Source organism: Streptomyces sp. NPDC056600, from assembly GCF_042792855.1.
In the GTDB taxonomy this organism is placed as follows: Bacteria; Actinomycetota; Actinomycetes; order Streptomycetales; family Streptomycetaceae; genus Streptomyces.
In genome coordinates this window covers 79,457-96,781 of sequence record NZ_JBHTVQ010000010.1, presented here as the reverse complement: position 1 = coordinate 96,781, position 17,325 = coordinate 79,457, and the positions used below count along the sequence as shown (strand labels likewise).

Here is a 17,325-nt window from a genome sequence, read left to right as displayed (position 1 = left end):
CGGAGGTGGTTCTCGTCGGTGCGTGCCCGTACCGCCCTGGGTGCCACCGGCGTCGTCGCGCTCGCCCTGGTCCTCGCGGGCCTGGCGGTGGTCGACGCCCTCCGCGGCGGTCTGACCGACAACACGCGGCTGGTCGCGGAGTCCCGGGCCCGCGAGGTCGCCGTCCAGGTCGCGGTGGACCGCTCGCCCAAGGACGCGGCCGGGCTGGACACCGACGACCCGGTGCAGGTCGTCGCCGACGACGGCAAGGTCCTCGCCTCCAGCGACGCCCTCGACGGCGCCCCGCCGATGAGCGCCGCCGCCCGCCCCGACCCCGGCCATGGCGACGGCGACGACGCCGGTGACGACGACCGTGACGACGATCCCGTCGTCACCCGGGTCTCCTTGCCGGTCGACGACGAGGGGGAGGCGACCGCCGACCCGGAGGACGCCGACGGCCGAGCCCACTTCACCGTCGCCGCCCTGCGCGCCGAGACGGCCGACGGGACGCCGGTGACCGTCTACGCGGGGTCGTCGCTGGCGGTCCAGGAGCTGGCGGTGACCGGCACGGTACGGGCCATGCTGGTCGGCCTGCCCGCGCTGCTGCTCGTCGTCGGGGCGGTGACCTGGCTGGTCACCCGCCACGCGCTGCGCCCCGTGGAGGGCATCCGGGCCGAGCTGGCGGAGATCACCGGCAGCCGTGACCTGTCCCGCAGAGTGCCGGTGCCGTCCTCGCGCGACGAGGTGGCCCGGCTCGCGATCACCACCAACGGCACCCTGGAGGCCCTCCAGGAGTCGGTCGAGCGGCAGCGCCGCTTCGTCGCGGACGCCTCGCACGAGCTGCGCAGCCCGATCGCCTCGCTGCGCACCCAGGTGGAGGTCGCCCAGGTACATCCGGAGCTGCTCGAGGCCGGCGAACTGCTGGAGGACGTGGTGCGGCTCCAGCACCTGGCCGTCGACCTGCTGCTGCTCGCCCGCCTCGACGCGGGGGAGGGGGCGCGCGCCGTGCGGGTGGACCTCGCCGGGCTGGTGCGTGAGGAGACGGCACGTCGCCCGGAGCGGGTGCGCGCCGCGGAGCTGGAGGAGGCGGTCGTGGAGGGGAGCCCCGGGCAGTTGGGGCGGGTGCTGGCCAACCTGTTGGACAACGCCGAGCGCCACGCCCGGCATCGGGTCGTCGTGCGGGTGCGCACCGAGTCGACGGGTGCGACGGACGCCGGACGGGCCGCGGAGACCGGACAGGCCGCGGACGCCGCACGGGTCGCGGACGCCGGACGGGCCGCGGACGGGGCCCGGGCCCGGGCCCGGGGCTGGGCGGTGCTGTCGGTCGAGGACGACGGGCCGGGCGTCCCCGAGGACGAGCGGGAGAGGGTCTTCGAGCGTTTCGTGCGGCTGGACGACGCCCGGGCCCGGGACGACGGGGGCGCCGGTCTGGGGCTGGCGATCGTCCGGGAGATCGTGACCCTGCACGGCGGGACCGTCTCGCTCGGCGGGGCCGGGGGCGGTGGGGCGCTCCTCACGGTCCGCCTGCCGCTGGCCGGACCCGCCGGGGAGGGGACGGGGCACGGCGGCGCGGGTACGCGAACGCCCCGGTGACCACGAGGGCCGACCGGGGCGTGGGCGCGCCGCCTACTGGAGGAAGGAGTTGATCTCGATCGTCTCGTCGCGGCCGGGGCCGACGCCGATCGCGGAGATCGGGGCGCCGGACATCTCCTCCAGCGCCTTCACGTACGCCTGCGCGTTCTTCGGCAGGTCGGAGAAGGACTTCGCCTTGCTGATGTCCTCGCTCCAGCCGGGCAGGTACTCGTAGATCGGCTTCGCGTGGTGGAAGTCGCTCTGGGAGTACGGCAGTTCCTCGACCCGCCGGCCGTCGATCTCGTAGGCGACGCAGACCGGGATCTGCTCCCAGCCGGTGAGCACGTCCAGCTTGGTGAGGAAGAAGTCCGTCAGGCCGTTCACCCGCGTTGCGTACCGGGCGATGACCGCGTCGAACCAGCCGCAGCGCCGGTCACGGCCGGTGGTGACGCCGCGCTCGCCGCCGATGCGCCGCAGCGCCTCGCCGTCCTCGTCGAACAGCTCCGTCGGGAACGGCCCCGAGCCGACACGCGTGGTGTAGGCCTTCAGGATGCCGATGACACGGTTTATCCGCGTCGGGCCCACGCCGGCGCCGGTGCAGGCGCCGCCGGCCGTCGGGTTGCTGGAGGTGACGAACGGGTAGGTGCCGTGGTCGATGTCCAGCAGCGTGCCCTGACCGCCCTCGAAGAGGACGACCTTGTCCTCGTCCAGCGCCTTGTTGAGGACGAGGACCGTGTCGGCGACGTACGGACGCAGCTGCTCCGCGTAGCCCAGCAGCTCCTCGACCACCTGGTCGGTGGCGATGGCGCGGCGGTTGTAGAGCTTGGTCAGCATCTGGTTCTTGACCTCGAGCGCGGCCTCCACCTTCTGCTGGAGGATCGACTCGTCGTACAGGTCCTGGACGCGGATGCCGGTGCGGTTGATCTTGTCGGCGTAGGTGGGGCCGATGCCGCGACCGGTGGTGCCGATCTTGCGCTTGCCCAGGAACCGCTCGCTCACCTTGTCCGACGTGACGTTGTACGAGGTGATGATGTGTGCGTTACCGCTGATCAGCAGCTTGGACGTGTCGACGCCCCGCTCGTTGAGACCGCTCAGCTCGGAGAGCAGCACCGAGGGGTCGACGACGACGCCGTTGCCGATGACCGGAACGCAGTTGGGGGAGAGAATGCCGGACGGCAGCAGGTGCAGCGCGTACTTCTGGTCGCCCACGACGACCGTGTGGCCGGCGTTGTTGCCGCCCTGGTAACGCACCACGTAGTCCACGGAGCCGCCGAGCAGGTCGGTGGCCTTTCCCTTGCCCTCGTCACCCCACTGAGCACCGAGCAGCACAAGTGCGGGCACAGGCGTACACCCCTTCCGGGTGGGGCATGTCCTGGGTCGGGGCGCGCGGCACGACCATGTGCCTCGTGCGCCCGGCGGCCCTCGTCGGCCGCGGTTCCCGTCGGACCGGTTGCCCCGGAATAGACGAAGCCCCTGGCACGAGGAACGCGGCGCAAGGGGCTCTTGCACAAAGATGCTACCCGAGGACCCGAGGAAGCGAGGCATGACCGAGGTGGCTTCGGAGCAGCTTCTGGTGGTCGTCGACCCGTCCGCCCGCCGTACGGACGGCGAGTCCGTGCGGATCGCCAAGGACGTCCTGTGTGCCGGCGCGCGGGTGAAGTGGTGCCTGCCGGAGGGGCGGGAGGAGTTCGCGCGGGCCTTGGAACGCCGGGGTTCGCGGCGGCCGGTGGTGGTCGGCGACGACCACGCGCTGCTGCGGGCGGTGACCGTGCTGGAGCGCCACGGCGAGCTGGACGGGTGCGCGCTGGCGGTGGTGCCGGTGGGGGGCCGTCCGGGTGCCCTCGCGGTCGCCCGGTCGCTCGGCGTGCCGCTCGGCACGGTGGCGGCGGCCCGGGCGGTGCTGGACGGATCGGTGCGGCGCCTCGACCTGCTGGCGGACGACGCGGGCGGGCTGGTGCTCGGGGAGCTGCGGATCCCGGCGGCGGACGCGGCCCCGCACCGGGGCGAGCGGCCGGCCCGGCGCCGGTACCGGTCCCTGGTGAGTGCGCTGGCCCGGCAGTCGCGGGCCGCGGCGGAGGCGGCCGGGGCGGCCGGGGCGGGGCCGTCCCGTCTGCGGGTGGAGACCGACGGCGCGACCCTGGTCGACCTGGACCAGCCGGTCCGCGCGGTCACCGTCACCCCGGGCCGCACCGGTCGCGCGGACGTCGAGGTCCGCCCCGTCTCGGTGGGCGCGGAGGCCGCGCCGCTGCAGGCCGCCGCCCGCACGGTCACCGTCTCCGGCGCCGACTTCCGCTACCGCGCAGACGCCACCGTCGCGGGTCCCGTGCGCACCCGCACCTGGACGGTCAGGGCGGGGGCCTGGGGGCTGATCCTTCCCCGGTGACCCGCTTCCCGGGTGACGCCCGGGTCTGTATCGTCCCGCGCGTCGAACACGGGGTGGGGCCGGAATGCGGGGGCGGGACGGCATGGAGAACGGGTGCGAGGCCGTGGGGGCGGGAGAACCGCCGGGCACGGCGCAGGAGAGGGCGGCACTGCTGCTGCCGGCGACCAGGAAGAGGCTGGCGCGGAACCGGACCATGGGCCGGTGGTTCCTGACCGTCGGCGGGGTGACCTGCCTGGCCGCGGCCGCGCTGCGGGCGTGGGCCGGGGCCGCCGCCGCGGAGGTGGAGACCTACGCGGTGACCTGGGGGGTCTGCCTCCTGGTGGTGGCCGCCGTCTTCCTCCGGGACGCAGGCCGGGTCCGGACGGTGCTGGAGCGGTACCCGTGGCGTCCGCGTCGCATCGTCCGGGTGAGGGGTGCGGCAGCGTCGGCCCTGCTGCTCGAGGCCCCGGAGTACGGCGAACTGTGGCCGCTGACCTGTTCGTCCGCGGGTGCGCTGTCCGGTGCCGCGGTGGTGTGGGCGGCGGGGGATCCCCGTGTCGGAGGGGTGGTCCTCTCCCCACGCGGCGGCGAGGTGCACCACCGGGCCGTGCTCGCACGCGGGCGTCGTCTGCGACGAACGGCCGCGGCGGCCGAGGTACGGGCGCTGCCGGGGCGGCTGGTGACGGACCGGTCGCCGGCCGGGCCCCGGCCACCCGCCGTCGCGCCCGGCGGGGCGGCCTGCCGGGATGCGGCGGCGCTCACTTACGCGCGCCTCGCGGCCGTCGCCGAACGCCGTGCCGGGGATCCGGCCGGGGCGGTCGTGCCGGAAGCGGACGTGCGGCAGGCGCCCTGGTGGCGCGTGCGAGGGCTGCGGCGGTTGTCCGGGGTGAGTGACGTGTGCCTGGGGCTCGGCAGCCTGGCGCCCACGCTGCTCGGGGTGGTGGGCCTGCTCGACGGGACCGAGGTGGTCAGGGGGTGCTTCACCCTGCTGCTGTGGATCCTGGCCGTCGCCTTCGCCGTCCGGCACGTGCGGGGCAGGGTCCCGCACCTCAGGCGGGTCCTCGCCGCCGCCGCCGCGGCGGCGGCCGCCGTGGAGCGCCGGTACGTCCTGCTGGCGGACTGCCCGGGGCGGGAGGGACGGGCGTGGACGGTGACGCTCGTGGTGTACCCGGCGTCCGGCGGGCAGGACGATCTGCCCGAGGGGGTGCTGGAGGTGTACGCGCCAGGGTCGGGGAGCCGCCCCCTGACCGGACTGCCCGCGCCCACCGGAACGGTGGAGCTGCGGGGGTGGCTGGACGCCTCGGACGAGGGCGCGGTGGTGGTCCCGAGCATCGGCGGCACGGTGCTGTGGCCGGCGGGCCGCTACCAGGAGGCCGGCCCGGACGGCCGGGACCGCGGGGGGCTGCTGGACGGTGTGGCCGCGTCCTGAGCGGCCGGCGGGGGCGTGGCCCGAGTCTTCCCGAGCGGGTGAGGCGGACGGTAACGTCCGCGCGTCGCTTACAGGGTGGGACGAGAGTGCGGTGGGGGATGGAACACGGGGCTGCGGCGTGGGAGTCGGCTGCGACCAGAGCCGCGTGCGGGGAGTACCGCAGGCGGGCACTGCAGCAGATGGTGGGCGGAGTGGGCGCCTGTCTGGTGGGCGTGGTCCTGGGTCTGCTGGACGTCACCTGGACGCCCGTCGCGATGGGGCTCGGCCTGCTCCTGGTGGGTGGCACGTACTTCCACCGGGCCGCCCGCATGGGGGTGTTGCTGGCGCACCACCCCTGGCACGAGCGGCGCGTGGTGCGGGTCGAGGGAGCGCGGCTCCGGCCGACCGTGGTGCTCGACGTCGAGGAACGCGGTGAGCTGTGGCCGCTCGTCGTGGGCCTGCCGTGGGGGCAGCAGGTCGATGTGCGCGGTCAACAGGTGCTGTGGGCGGCCGGCGATCCCCGCTTCGGTGTGGTGGTGTCGCCGCCAGGGGGCAACCAGTTCCGCCTGGCGCTCCCCGCGCGGGGGAGGCGTCTGCGGCGGGTGGCCGCGGTGCCCGAGGTGCGGGTGCTGCCCGGTCGGCTGCTGACGGACGTGCGGCCGGCGGTGCGGCGCCGACGGGTGTTCCGGTGGGTGTTGCTGCTGGGAGTGGGGTGCTTCCTCCTCGCGGTTATCGGAAGCAGGACCGACGACGCCGAAGTGGGGCTGACGGTTCTCGACCGAGGGCCGGGCGGACACTGCGTCGTCCGCTTCGACGACCCGTTCACGGGTGAGGAGCGCGAGGAGTCGTACCACTGCGACGAGGGCGGTGATGCCGCCCTGCGCAACTTCGAGACCGGCCAGGTCGTCCACCGGTGGCCGGGCCCCGCGGTCCTCTACAACGATCACTACCAGGAACGCCCGGGGCCGCCCCCGCTGAGCGACGTCGCCGACGGTCTCGGCCATGCGAGCCTCGGTCTGATGCCGCTGGCGCTCGTCGGCGCGGTGGCCGGACGGGTGTTCCATCTGCGTCGCTGGCGGCGGGCCGTCGAGGTCACCGGGCATCGGCCGTCCGCTCCCGAGCCGGACCTGGTGAAGCCGGACATGGTGAGGGCGTCCGCGCCAGGGACGGCGCCTGCCGAGAAGGCCGCCGCGGGAAAGGCCGACGGCCGGGCGTCGGCGGGGCACTCGCTCTCCCCCGCACAGCGGCTCTCCCTCGACCATGCGGGCGTCGTGGCACGGGCCGAACGTCTCATGCCGCATGCGGAGCCGGCGATACCGGAGCGGGACTGGCGGACCTCGCCCTGGTGGCGGGTGCGCGGGCTGCGGCTGAGCGCGGGCGAGGGCGAGCTGTTCGGCTGGCTGTCCGTGCAACTGGGCGCGCTGTTGCTGTTGCTCTGCCTGCTGGTCCTCCTGCCCACGGCGCCCGCGTGGTCCCGGTCCCCGGTCCTCCTCGGCCTTCTCGCGCTCTCCGCGGCCTGGAGCGGCTGGACCCTGTACCGCCGTCTCCCTGCCGTGCGAGCCCTTCGGGCCGTCGCGGCCGCGCCCCGCCCCCGGCGTCGCCGGTACGTCCTGCTGCCCATGGCGCCGCGGCCGAGGGCGGAGGCACAGCGCCTGCTGCTCGTCGTCTTCCCCGAGGACGGAGGGGACGAGGCCCGCGCGGAAGGGCTGCTGGAGGTGCAGGCGCCCGGGACGAAGCGTCACCCCTGGGCGGGGCTGCCCGCGCCGACCGGGACCGTGGAGCTGCACGGTCCGGCCGGGGAGGCGGCGCCGGTCGTGCCGGTGATCGGCGACCTCGTGCTCTGGCCCGTCGGCGTCTTCGAGGAGGTGGGCCGGGACGGCCTGGACCGCCGGGGGCTGCTCGCGGTCACCGCGACGCCGTGAGCGGGGCCGACGCCATGAGCGGGGCCGGCGGCGTCAGCGCACGCCGTCGGCGGCTTCCCGCTTCTCCCGCCAGCGCTCCATCATGGCGGTCAGCTCGACCTCGATGAACTCGAAGAACTCCAGGGTCTCCCGCAGCCGCTCCTCGGCGGGGGAGCCGGGGCTGACGGCGGTGATGCCCTCGCGCAGGGCGGACTGCCACAGGCGCAGCATCCCCTCGCGGTTGGCGATGGCCTCGTACCACTGGTTGTTGTGGACCCGGTAGCGCTCGCGCCGGGAGCCGGGCTCCCGCTCGCGGGAGACCAGGCGGGTCTGGGAGAGGTAGCGCACCGCGCCGGAGACCGCGGCGGGGCTGATCACCAGCTGCTCGCCCAGCTCGGCCGAGGTGAGGACGCCGTCGTCGGAGGCGAGCAGCGCGGCGAAGACCCGCGCGGGCATCCGGGCCATCCCGGCGTCGGTGAGCTGGCCCGCGAAGAGCTCCACGAACCGGGACACCGCCTCCGGGTCACGGTCCTTCGGGGACGCCCCGGCCTCCGTCATGCGCGACCTCGCTCTCGTGCCATGGTCCCTAGTTTATACGTTTCCTTAACTTCACAAGTTTCTGAAGGAAGCGTAATTTCGGGAGCATGACACAGGATTCCCTCGCCATCGAGGTCTCCGGACTCCAGAAGTCGTTCGGCGCCACCCGTGCCCTCGACGGACTCGACCTGTCCGTCCGCACCGGAGAGGTCCACGGCTTCCTCGGCCCCAACGGCGCCGGCAAGTCCACCACCCTGCGGGTCCTGCTCGGGCTGCTGCGGGCCGACGCCGGCGCCGTGCGCGTGCTCGGGCTCGACCCCTGGGACCGGGCCGTCGAGGCGCACCGGCGGCTGGCCTACGTGCCGGGCGACGTGGAGCTGTGGCCCAACCTGAGCGGCGGCGAAGCCATCGACCTGCTCTCGCGGCTGCGCGGCGGCATCGACCGGCGCCGCCGGGACGAGCTGATCGAGCGGTTCGACCTGGACCCGCGCAAGAAGGGCCGGGCCTACTCCAAGGGCAACCGGCAGAAGGTCGCCATCGTCGCCGCGCTGGCCTCCGACGCCGAGCTGCTGCTGCTCGACGAGCCCACCTCCGGCCTGGACCCGCTGATGGAGGTCGTCTTCCAGGACGTGGTCCGGGAGGCGAAGGAGGCCGGGCGTACGGTGCTGCTGTCCAGCCACATCCTGGCCCAGGTGGAGAAGCTGGCCGACCGGGTGTCGATCATCCGGCGCGGCCGCACGGTGCAGTCCGGCACCCTCGCCGAGATGCGCCACCTCACCCGCACCACCGTCGAGGCCGAGACGGAGCGGCCGGTCACCGGGCTCGACGCGCTGGAGGGTGTGCACCACCTGCACACCGACGGCACGCGGGTGCGGTTCGCGGTGGACGGCGGTCGCATCGACGCCGCGGTGCGTGTCCTCGGGGAGTCCGGCATCCGCGCCCTGGTCAGCCACCCGCCCACCCTGGAGGAGCTGATGCTCCGCCACTACGGTGACGAGCTCGCCGCCAACGGGCACCGGAACGGGACCGACGCCGACGCCGACACCGACGCCGTGGACACCGACAGCGGCGACACCGCCGCCGCCGGCCACGCGACCCCCGCCCCCGCCGCGGACGCGAAGGGCGGCGAGGCGCGATGACGGCCACCGCCGCCCCGTCCGCCGGGGCGACCGCGGCCCCCGCCGCCGCCCCGCGCGCCCCGTTCACCGGCACCGGCGCCCTGCTCGGCTTCGCGCTGCGCCGGGACCGCCTGCGGCTGCCGGTCTGGCTGGCGGCCCTGGTGGTCACCACCGTCTCCACCGCCAACAGCTACGCCACGCTCTACGACTCGCCCGAGGCCCGGGCGAGCACCGCGAAGACCATGGCCACGCCCGCCGCGCTCGCCATGACCGGCCCGCGGCACTTCCTGGACCACTACACCCACGGCGCGATGCTCAGCCACGAGATGATCGGCTTCATGGGCGTGCTGGTCGGCCTGATGAGCGTCCTGATCGTCACCCGGCACACCCGCGACGAGGAGGAGACCGGCCGCGCCGAACTGGTCCGCTCCACCGTCATCGGCCGTCACGCCCAGCTCGCCGCCGCGCTCACCCTCGCGCTCCTCACCAACCTGGCGCTCGCCCTGCTGCTCGCCGTGAGCCTGACCGGGCTGGGCCTCGAGTCCGTCGGCATGGGCGGCGCGCTGGTCTACGGGGCCGCCCACGCCGCGATCGGCCTGGTCTTCGCCGGCGTCGCCGCGATCACCGCCCAGGTCAGCTCCTCCACCCGAGGGGCCTCGGGTCTCGCGCTGGCGGTGATCGGCGCGGCGTACATCCTGCGAGCGGCCGGTGACAGCGGGAGCACCGACGCGCTCTCCTGGGCCTCCCCGATCGGCTGGGCCCAGCGTTCGTACCCGTTCGTCGACGACCGCTGGTGGCCGCTGCTGCTCTGCCTGGCCGTCGCCGCCGCCTGCGCGGCGACCGGGTTCGCGCTCTCCTCCCGGCGCGACGTCGGCGCCGGACTGCGGCCCACCCGGCTGGGTCGCGCCACCGCCTCCCGCGCGCTGACCAGCCCCTTCGGCCTGGCGCTGCGCCTTCAGCGCGGACTGCTGGCGGGCTTCTGCGCCGGGCTCTTCGTGATGGGGGCGATGTACGGGTCGATCATCGGCGACATCGAGGACATGCTCGGCAGCGTCGAGCAGATCCAGCAGGCGCTGGCCGAGATCGGCGGGGCCACCCTCGCGGAGTCCTTCGCGTCGATGGTGATGGTGGTGATCTCGGTGGTCTCCATGGTCTTCGTGGTGATGGCCACCCTGCGCGCCCGCGGCGAGGAGACCGGCGGCCGGGCCGAGGCCCTGCTGACCACCGGGCTCTCCCGTACCGCCTGGCTGGGCGGCCACCTGGCCGTCGCCCTGCTGGGGGCCGTGCTGACCCAGCTGCTGGCGGGGCTCGGCTTCGGGCTCGCCGCCGCGGCGGCCACCGGTGACCACGCGATGACCGGCGACCTGATCGCCGCGGCCCTGGTCCACGTGCCGGCGCTGTGGACCGCGGCGGGCGTCGCCCTGGTGCTGCTGGGCTGGCTGCCCCGGGCGACGGCGCTGGCCTGGGTGGTCCCGCTGTACGCCTTCGCGGTCGGCTACCTCGGGGAGATCCTGCAGTTCCCCGAATGGGCCGGCGACCTCTCGCCGCTCGGACACGTGCCGCAGCTTCCCGCCGCCCCGATGGAGTGGACGCCGGTGCTGGTGCTCACCCTGGTGGCCGCCGCGCTGTGTGTGACCGGGATCGCGGGTTTCCGCCGCAGGGATCTGGAGACCAAGTAGAGGTCCGGAGCGGGCCTGGCGACGATGCCGGGACGATCTTCACGGCACCGGAACCCCCAGGCTCGTCTAGCCTGGGGGTTCCGGTGCCGCCGTCGTGTCGGCGGCCCGGCGGCGACCACCGGGCGAACGACGACCAGAACGAGGAACCGAGCAGGCCCATGCTGCGAGAGAATGCCGTGGGACCGGATACGGACACGGAGTACGCGCGACTCGCGGCGGTCCGCCGCTACGAGATCCTCGACACGCCCCCCGACGGATTCTTCGACCGCGTCGCCCGCCTCGCCGCCCGGCTGTTCCAGGTGCCCATCGCGGCGGTGACCTTCGTCGACAGCGACCGGGTCTGGTTCAAGGCCCGGCACGGACTGGGCGACGTGACCGAGATCAGCCGCGCGGACGGCCTGTGCGGCCTGGCCCTTCTGCGGGACGGCCCGCTGGTCATCCCCGACACCCGGCAGGACCCGCTGGCCGTGGGCAACCCCATGGTGACCGGCGGGCTCGGGATCCGCTTCTACGCCGCCGCGCCGATCGTCACCGCCGACGGCCACAAGCTGGGCACCGTCAACATCCTCGACACCCGCCCCCGCACCCTCTCCGCCGAGGACGTCGCGGCCCTGGAGGACCTGGCGGCGATCGTGCTGGACGAGATGGAGCTGCGCCTGACCGCGCTGCGCGCCCTGCGGCGCGAGCAGGAACGCCGCCAGGCGGTCGTCCGCCAGGTGGAGGACGAGCGGGCCGCCCGGCTGCGCGCCGAGCGGGACCGCCGGGTGCTGGAGTCCCTGACGAGCACCCTGCAGCGCACCCTGCTCCCGCCCGCGCTGCCCGCCGTGCCCGGCCTGGAGCTCGCCTGCCACTACCACGCGGCCTCCGTCCACGACCTGGGCGGCGACTTCTACGACGTCTTCCCGCTGGACGGCGACCGCTGGGCGTTCCTGCTCGGCGACGTGTGCGGCAAGGGCCCCGACGCGGCCACCGTCACCGCGCTGGCCCGGCACACGCTGCGCGCCGCCGCCCACCACGCGCCCGACCCGGTGGCCGTGCTGGACACGCTCAACCAGGCACTTCTCGGCGACGCCCTGACCAGCAAGTTCTGCACCGCGATCTTCGGCGTCCTCACCCCGCGTGAGGAGGGCGGCTTCGAGGTGGAGATCGCCACCGGCGGCCATCCGCCGGCCTACCACGTGGGTCCCTCCCCCGACGGCGTTCCCCGGGTGAGCGCGGTGGGGCTCGAAGGGGGCATGCTGATAGGGGCGCTCCCCGAGGCCCGCTTCCGATCCCGTACGGTCGTGCTGGCACCGGGGGAGGTGCTGCTCCTGTACACCGACGGGCTGATCGAGGCCCGGGCCGGCGAGGACAGACAGATGATCGGTGACGAGGGACTGGCGGCCTTCCTGGCCCGCCGCCGGGGCCTCGGTGGCGCCGCCGGTCTCGTGGAGGACATCGTGGACCTGCTGGACTCCCTGCCCGAAGGGGCGGAGGATGACGTCGCGCTCCTGGCGCTCTCGGTGCCCACCGCCGAGGAGGCCGAGCGGCAGACGCCGGGCGTGACGTCCACCGCGCACACCACGACTTTGCCCACGGACGCTACGGACGAGGAGCACTGAACGACGTGTCCGAGCAAGAGCTGCTCCTGACCGTGGAGGAGACCCACGGTCCGCTGGCCGTGGCCACGGTCGGCGGTGAGATCGACTTCCACACCGCGCCGATACTCCGCTCCCGGGCGCTGGACCTGATCGAGCAGGGCCGTAGCCGTCTCGTCCTGGACCTGTCCGGGGTCGGATTCTGCGACTCGGCCGGTCTCAACGCGCTGATCAACATCTGGCACGCCGCCCAGGGCGCCGGGGGCGCCATGGCGCTCGCCTCCGTCCCGGCCCGGCTGGACCGGATGCTCAAGCTGACCGGCCTGGACACGGTCCTGGCCATCTACCCGACCGCCGCCGCCGCGATCGCCGCGGTCGGCCCCCGCCCGGGCGGAGAACAGATCGTCGGCTGACGCCTCCGCCCGGCCGGACCCGGCCTCCGCGTGCTCCGGACTCCGCAGCCTCGTGCCCCGGCCGCCGCGGCCGTCGCGTGCACCGGACTCCGCGGTCGTCGGACGCAGGCCCCAGCGGGTCATGGGCTCCGCCCTCGGCGGACCGCGGACCTCGGGCCCGCCCGGAGCACCCGTACGGCTCAGTGGGTCTCGACGCGTAGTTCCGTGAGCCCCCGCATCACCAGGTTCGGTCGCCGCGCCGGCTCCGCCGCGAGCCGGAGCCCCGGGGCCCGCTCCAGCAGCGCTGTCATCGACGCGGCCAGCTCCATCCGGGCCAGCGGGGCCCCGATGCAGTAGTGGACGCCCGCGCTGAACGAGATGTGCGGGTTGACCCGCCGGTCGAGCCGAAGCCGGTCGGGGCGGTCGAAGACCGCCGGGTCGCGGTTGGCCGACCCGAACAGCAGGGCCAGCTCCGCGCCCCGCGGGATCACCGTCCCGTCGATCTCGACGTCCTCCAGCACCCACCGCTCGAACAGCTGAAGCGGCGTGTCGAACCGCAGCAGCTCCTCCACGGCGGACGGCACCAGCGCGTGGTCCGCGCGCAGCGCCGCAAGCTGCTCGGGGTGCTCGAAGAGCGCCGCCCAGGCGTTGCCGGTGCCGTTGACGGTGGCCTCGTGGCCCGCGTTGAGCAGCAGCACGCAGGTCGAGATCATCTCCTGCTCGGTGAGCCGGTCGCCCTCGTCGTGCGCGGCGATCAGCGCGGAGATCAGGTCGTCCCCGCCGGGCCGCCGGCGCCGCTCGGCGATCAGCTCCCGCAGGTAGTCCGTGAACTCCACCGAGGCACGGACCGCCTCCGCCGCGGTCTCCTCGGACGGGTTCAGCTCGTACATCCCGCAGATCGCCGCCGACCAGGGCCGCAGCGGCGCCCGGTCGGCCACCGGGACGCCCAGCATCTCGGCGATCACCGCCACCGGCAGCGGCTCGGCGACCTCCGCCAGCAGGTCGCCGCCGCCCGCGTCCACCAGCCGCCCGGCCAGCTCCCCGGCGAGCGCCGTCACGTAGGGGCGCAGCCGCTCCACGGTGCGCGGGGTGAACGCCTGGGAGACCAGCCGCCGGATCCGGGTGTGGTCCGGCGGCTCCAGGTCGAGCATCCCGTGGTCGTTGAGGGTGTGGAACGGCTCGTGCTCCGGCGGCGGCGGGGTGCGGCCGAACTCCTCGTGGGAGAACCGGTGCCGGTAGGTGCGGCCGAGCCGCCGGTCGCGCAGCAGCGCCGACACGTCGGCGTGGTGCGGGACCAGCCACTGGCCGGTCTCCTCGCACCACAGCACCCGGCCGCGCCCGCGCAGTGCGGCGTACCCGGGGTACGGGTCGGCGACGAAGGCGGGGTCGGCGGGGGAGAAGGGCAGGGCTGCGGGTGCGGTCATCGGATCACCATGCCAGCTGGGCGATCTCCTCGGCCACCACGGCGGCGGCGTCGGCGGCCGGGTCGATCAGCGGGAAGTGGCCGACGCCGTCCAGCAGGGTCAGGCCCACCGCCTCGCCCGCCCGGGCGGCCGCGTCGGCGTACGACTCGGCGACGGCCGGCGGGACGTCGACGTCCTCGCGTCCCTGCACCACGGTGGTGGCGATGCCGCTGGGCAGCAGCAGCACCGGGTCGGCGTGCGGGCGGCGCTCCTCGAAGAGGCCGGGGCCGCCGAGGAACTGCAGCGCGGCGTCGCCGCAGACCTCCAGCTCGCCCGCGACCGAGAAGTCGGCGATGGGCGCCAGCGCCACCACCCCGCGGACCGGGGCCGGCCGCACCGTGCGCCAGGGACTCCCCTCGGGGAGCACGTGCCGGGCGGCCGCCCACAGCACCAGGTGCCCGCCGGCGGAGTGCCCGGTCCATACCGTGCGGCCGAGGTCGGCCCGCTCGCCGAGCGCGTCCGCCGCCAGGCGGGGCAGCGCGTCGAAGGCCGCGGCCACGTCGTCCAGGGTCTCGGGCCAGCGCCCCGCCTCGCCCTCCGCCGACCCGCCCCTGCGGTACTCGGGCACGGCCACCGCGAAGCCGCGTCCGGCCATGAAGGCGGCGAACGGGGTGATGTGCCGGCGGTCGTAGGGGGCCCGCCAGGCCCCGCCGTGCACCACCACGACCAGCGGCGCGGGCCGCCGGCCGGCGCTCCCGGCGGGCGGGGCGTAGAAGTCGACCATCTGGTCCGGGTGGTCGCCGTAGGCCCGGGTCGCGTCCGGTGCGGCGGGCTCGTGCGAGAGGGCCGACCTCTCCTCGGCGGCCGCCCGCTCCGCCGCGCCGTCGGCCGCCGGGCTCCCGGCGCTTCCCGTGACCCCGCTTCCCGTGGCCCCGCTTCCCTTGGCCCCGCTTCCTGTCGTCCCACTCCCGGCCGCCCCGTCCGCGGCCGTTCTCTCCTCGTCGGTCATGCGCTCGCTCCCACCTCTCCGCGGGCCCCGCGGCCCCTCGCCCCGCGACCGTCCGCAGGGCGTCGAGGACGATGATGTCGGACGCGTCTCGTCGGGCGGGTATTGCCCGAGTGCGGGAACATTGCGGAGGATGCCCACGGGGACCGGGGCCCCCGTGCCGGTATCGGCAGGGGCGGACCGCTACCCGGAGTACAGCAGGAGACAGCGATGTCCCGACAGGCTCAGCAGACCCACGAGCCGGAGACCCCGCATCTCGAGTTCGACGGCTCGACGCCCTACGAGGACTACGTCCGGGCGGATGTGCTGACCCACCTCCAGCAACTGCGCTCGGACGACCCGGGCGAGATGGTGTTCCTGGTGACCACCCAGGTCATGGAGCTGTGGTTCACGGTGATCGTCCACGAGTGGGAGACGGCCTCCCAGGCCCTGCGCCGCGACGACGTCCCGGCCGCGACCGACGCGCTCAAGCGGTCCGTGCGGGAGCTGGAGGCGCTCAACGCCTCCTGGATCCCGCTCGGCCAGCTCACCCCGGCGCAGTTCAACTCCTACCGCGGGGCCCTCGGCGAGGGCTCCGGCTTCCAGTCGGCCATGTACCGCCGCCTGGAGTTCCTCCTCGGCGACAAGTCCCGCTCGATGCTGGTCCCGCACCGCGGCACGCCGCGCGCCCACGCCGAGCTGGAGAAGGCGCTCCACGAGCCCTCGCTCTACGACGAGGTGCTGCGTTTCCTGGCGCGCGGCGGCCACGCGGTGCCCGAGGCGGTGCTGCGGCGCGACGTCAGCGAGAAGTACAAACCCTCGCCCGAGGTCGAACAGATGTGGGCGGACCTCTACGCCCGCGACCAGAACGACCCGCTGGTCCGCCTCGGCGAGGCGCTGACCGACGTGGCCGAGCTGGTCTGGCGCTGGCGCAACGACCACCTGGTCGCCACCCGCCGCGCGATGGGCGCCAAGACCGGCACCGGCGGCTCCGCCGGGGTGGCCTGGCTGGAGAAGCGGGCCCGCAACACCGTGTTCCCCGAGCTCTGGACGGCGCGCAGCCATGTCTGAACTCCTGTCGCGAGCAACGGAACTGGACGCCGCCGACCCGCTGGCCGCGCTGCGGTCGCGCTTCGTGCTGGACGACGTGACCTACCTGGACGGCAACTCGCTCGGCGCGCTCCCGGTGGGCGTCGCCGAGCGGATGCAGGACGTCGTGCGGCGGCAGTGGGGCGAGCTGCGCATCCGCTCCTGGGACGAGAGCGGCTGGTGGGACGCGCCCGAGCGGATCGGCGACCGGATCGCGCCCCTGGTCGGCGCGGCGCCCGGGCAGGTCACGGTGGGCGACTCCACCTCGGTCAACGTCTTCAAGGCGCTGGTCGCGGCGGTCCGCATCGCCCGTGAGGGCGACGGGCCGGTCGAACGGGACGAGATCCTGGTCGACGCCACCACCTTCCCCACCGACGGGTACGTGGCCGGGTCCGCGGCGCGGATGACGGGCTGCGCGCTGCGCCCGGTGCGCCCCGAGGACGTCCCGGCGGCGCTCGGCCCGCGGACCGCCGCGGTGCTGCTCAACCACGTCGACTACCGGGCCGGGCGGCTGCACGACCTGCCCGCCCTGACCGCGGCCGTCCACGCGGCGGGCGCGGTCGCCGTCTGGGACCTCTGCCACAGCGCGGGCGCGCTGCCGGTGGACCTGGACGAGCACGGCGTCGACCTGGCGGTCGGGTGCACGTACAAGTACCTCAACGGCGGGCCCGGCGCGCCGGCCTTCCTGTACGTCCGCCGCGGCCTCCAGGAGCGGTTCGACACGCCTCTGCCGGGATGGAACTCGCACGCCGACCCGTTCGGCATGCGCCCCGACTACGCCCCGGGCGAGGGCGCGGCGCGGGGCCGGGTCGGCACGCCGGAGATCCTGTCGCTGCTCGCGCTCGACGCGGCGCTGGACGTCTGGGAGGGCGTGGACGTCGCCGCGGTGCGGCGCAAGTCGCTGGAGCTCACGGACTTCTTCCTCGAGTGCGTCGCCGCGTACGTGCCCGAGGGGTCCGTGGAGTGCGTGACGCCCCTGCTCCACGGGGAGCGGGGGAGTCAGGTCTCGCTGCGGTGCGAGGGGGCCGGCGAGGTCATGCGCGAGCTGATCGCGCGCGGCGTGGTCGGCGACCACCGCCGGCCCGACATCCTCCGCTTCGGCTTCACCCCGCTCTACGTCACCTTCTCCGACGCCGAGCGCGCGGCCCGGATCCTCGGGGAGATCCTCCGCGGCTGACACCCCGGCGCCCGGATCGCCCACCGGCCCGCCGCCGTCCGCCCCCCCCCGGGGCGCTACGGCGGCGGGGCGCGCCGCGGCCCGGGGGGGGACGGCCGGCCGCGGGGGCAGGGGGGGGGGGGGGTGTGGGTGTGGGCGTGGCCGAC

14 protein-coding genes are annotated in these 17,325 nt (G+C 74.9%); 10 read left to right on the top strand and 4 right to left on the bottom strand.

The window, feature by feature from the left end; translation table 11 throughout:
- Positions 1 to 18: 18 nt before the first annotated feature.
- On the top strand, positions 19 to 1,572 hold the full coding sequence (locus ACFRAV_RS08190) for an ATP-binding protein (protein WP_382552645.1): 1,554 nt from the start codon (positions 19 to 21) through the stop codon (positions 1,570 to 1,572).
- 33 nt (positions 1,573 to 1,605) lie between these two features.
- Here ACFRAV_RS08190 and ACFRAV_RS08185 read toward each other — a convergent pair whose 3' ends face one another.
- Positions 1,606 to 2,892, bottom strand: a complete 1,287-nt coding sequence (locus ACFRAV_RS08185) for an adenylosuccinate synthase (RefSeq protein ID WP_382552643.1) — start codon at positions 2,890 to 2,892, stop codon at positions 1,606 to 1,608.
- 202 nt (positions 2,893 to 3,094) lie between these two features.
- On the opposite strand from ACFRAV_RS08185, the gene ACFRAV_RS08180 reads away from it, so the two are divergent.
- The 3 genes from ACFRAV_RS08180 (at position 3,095) to ACFRAV_RS08170 (ending at position 7,243) form a co-directional block, all read left to right on the top strand.
- Positions 3,095 to 3,934, top strand: a complete 840-nt coding sequence (locus ACFRAV_RS08180; protein WP_382552641.1) for a diacylglycerol kinase — start codon at positions 3,095 to 3,097, stop codon at positions 3,932 to 3,934.
- An 82-nt stretch (positions 3,935 to 4,016) separates the two neighbouring features.
- Positions 4,017 to 5,342, top strand: coding sequence for a hypothetical protein (locus ACFRAV_RS08175; RefSeq protein ID WP_382552639.1), 1,326 nt, complete (start codon positions 4,017 to 4,019; stop codon positions 5,340 to 5,342).
- A gap of 179 nt (positions 5,343 to 5,521) precedes the next feature.
- Positions 5,522 to 7,243 carry a hypothetical protein gene (locus ACFRAV_RS08170; protein ID WP_382552637.1) on the top strand — a complete coding sequence of 574 codons (1,722 nt, stop codon included), beginning with the start codon at positions 5,522 to 5,524 and terminating at the stop codon, positions 7,241 to 7,243.
- A gap of 33 nt (positions 7,244 to 7,276) precedes the next feature.
- Here the strand turns inward: ACFRAV_RS08170 and ACFRAV_RS08165 are convergent, their stop codons facing one another.
- Entirely contained in the window at positions 7,277 to 7,780 is a 504-nt protein-coding gene (locus ACFRAV_RS08165; RefSeq protein WP_382552635.1) for a GbsR/MarR family transcriptional regulator, read from the bottom strand.
- Between the two features lie 86 nt (positions 7,781 to 7,866).
- On the opposite strand from ACFRAV_RS08165, the gene ACFRAV_RS08160 reads away from it, so the two are divergent.
- The 4 genes from ACFRAV_RS08160 (at position 7,867) to ACFRAV_RS08145 (ending at position 12,546) form a co-directional block, all read left to right on the top strand.
- Positions 7,867 to 8,898 (top strand): ABC transporter ATP-binding protein, encoded by a 1,032-nt coding sequence (locus ACFRAV_RS08160; protein WP_382552633.1) that lies wholly within the window; start codon positions 7,867 to 7,869, stop codon positions 8,896 to 8,898.
- Positions 8,895 to 10,556: an ABC transporter permease gene (locus tag ACFRAV_RS08155; RefSeq protein ID WP_382552631.1), complete on the top strand. Its 1,662-nt coding sequence runs from the start codon at positions 8,895 to 8,897 to the stop codon at positions 10,554 to 10,556. The genes ACFRAV_RS08160 and ACFRAV_RS08155 overlap by 4 nt, the downstream gene beginning before the upstream one ends.
- Before the next feature lie 158 nt (positions 10,557 to 10,714).
- Entirely contained in the window at positions 10,715 to 12,157 is a 1,443-nt protein-coding gene (locus tag ACFRAV_RS08150; RefSeq protein WP_382552629.1) for a PP2C family protein-serine/threonine phosphatase, read from the top strand.
- A gap of 5 nt (positions 12,158 to 12,162) precedes the next feature.
- Positions 12,163 to 12,546, top strand: coding sequence for an STAS domain-containing protein (locus tag ACFRAV_RS08145; RefSeq protein ID WP_382552627.1), 384 nt, complete (start codon positions 12,163 to 12,165; stop codon positions 12,544 to 12,546).
- 179 nt (positions 12,547 to 12,725) lie between these two features.
- Here the strand turns inward: ACFRAV_RS08145 and ACFRAV_RS08140 are convergent, their stop codons facing one another.
- Positions 12,726 to 13,949, bottom strand: coding sequence for a cytochrome P450 (locus ACFRAV_RS08140; RefSeq protein WP_382552625.1), 1,224 nt, complete (start codon positions 13,947 to 13,949; stop codon positions 12,726 to 12,728).
- 4 nt (positions 13,950 to 13,953) lie between these two features.
- Positions 13,954 to 14,937, bottom strand: a complete 984-nt coding sequence (locus ACFRAV_RS08135) for an alpha/beta hydrolase family protein (protein ID WP_382552623.1) — start codon at positions 14,935 to 14,937, stop codon at positions 13,954 to 13,956.
- Positions 14,938 to 15,144: 207 nt separating this feature from the next.
- Between ACFRAV_RS08135 and ACFRAV_RS08130 the strand changes: the two genes are divergently transcribed.
- Both ACFRAV_RS08130 and kynU read left to right on the top strand, forming a co-directional pair.
- Entirely contained in the window at positions 15,145 to 15,984 is an 840-nt protein-coding gene (locus tag ACFRAV_RS08130) for a tryptophan 2,3-dioxygenase family protein (protein ID WP_382552621.1), read from the top strand.
- Positions 15,977 to 17,179 carry a kynureninase gene (gene kynU / locus ACFRAV_RS08125; RefSeq protein WP_382552619.1) on the top strand — a complete coding sequence of 401 codons (1,203 nt, stop codon included), beginning with the start codon at positions 15,977 to 15,979 and terminating at the stop codon, positions 17,177 to 17,179. Before ACFRAV_RS08130 ends, kynU begins: the two co-directional genes overlap by 8 nt.
- Positions 17,180 to 17,325 lie beyond the last annotated feature (146 nt).

Excerpts from the sequence above, each read along its gene's own strand:
- ACFRAV_RS08180 (WP_382552641.1), top strand. The coding sequence starts at position 3,095 with ATGACCGAGGTGGCTTCGGAGCAGCTTCTGGTGGTCGTCGACCCGTCC.
- ACFRAV_RS08175 (WP_382552639.1), top strand. The coding sequence starts at position 4,017 with ATGGAGAACGGGTGCGAGGCCGTGGGGGCGGGAGAACCGCCGGGCACG.
- ACFRAV_RS08170 (WP_382552637.1), top strand. The coding sequence starts at position 5,522 with ATGGTGGGCGGAGTGGGCGCCTGTCTGGTGGGCGTGGTCCTGGGTCTG.
- ACFRAV_RS08165 (WP_382552635.1), bottom strand. The coding sequence starts at position 7,780 with ATGACGGAGGCCGGGGCGTCCCCGAAGGACCGTGACCCGGAGGCGGTG.
- ACFRAV_RS08160 (WP_382552633.1), top strand. The coding sequence starts at position 7,867 with ATGACACAGGATTCCCTCGCCATCGAGGTCTCCGGACTCCAGAAGTCG.
- ACFRAV_RS08155 (WP_382552631.1), top strand. The coding sequence starts at position 8,895 with ATGACGGCCACCGCCGCCCCGTCCGCCGGGGCGACCGCGGCCCCCGCC.
- ACFRAV_RS08150 (WP_382552629.1), top strand. The coding sequence starts at position 10,715 with ATGCTGCGAGAGAATGCCGTGGGACCGGATACGGACACGGAGTACGCG.
- ACFRAV_RS08140 (WP_382552625.1), bottom strand. The coding sequence starts at position 13,949 with ATGACCGCACCCGCAGCCCTGCCCTTCTCCCCCGCCGACCCCGCCTTC.
- ACFRAV_RS08135 (WP_382552623.1), bottom strand. The coding sequence starts at position 14,937 with ATGACCGACGAGGAGAGAACGGCCGCGGACGGGGCGGCCGGGAGTGGG.
- ACFRAV_RS08130 (WP_382552621.1), top strand. The coding sequence starts at position 15,145 with ATGTCCCGACAGGCTCAGCAGACCCACGAGCCGGAGACCCCGCATCTC.
- kynU (WP_382552619.1), top strand. The coding sequence starts at position 15,977 with ATGTCTGAACTCCTGTCGCGAGCAACGGAACTGGACGCCGCCGACCCG.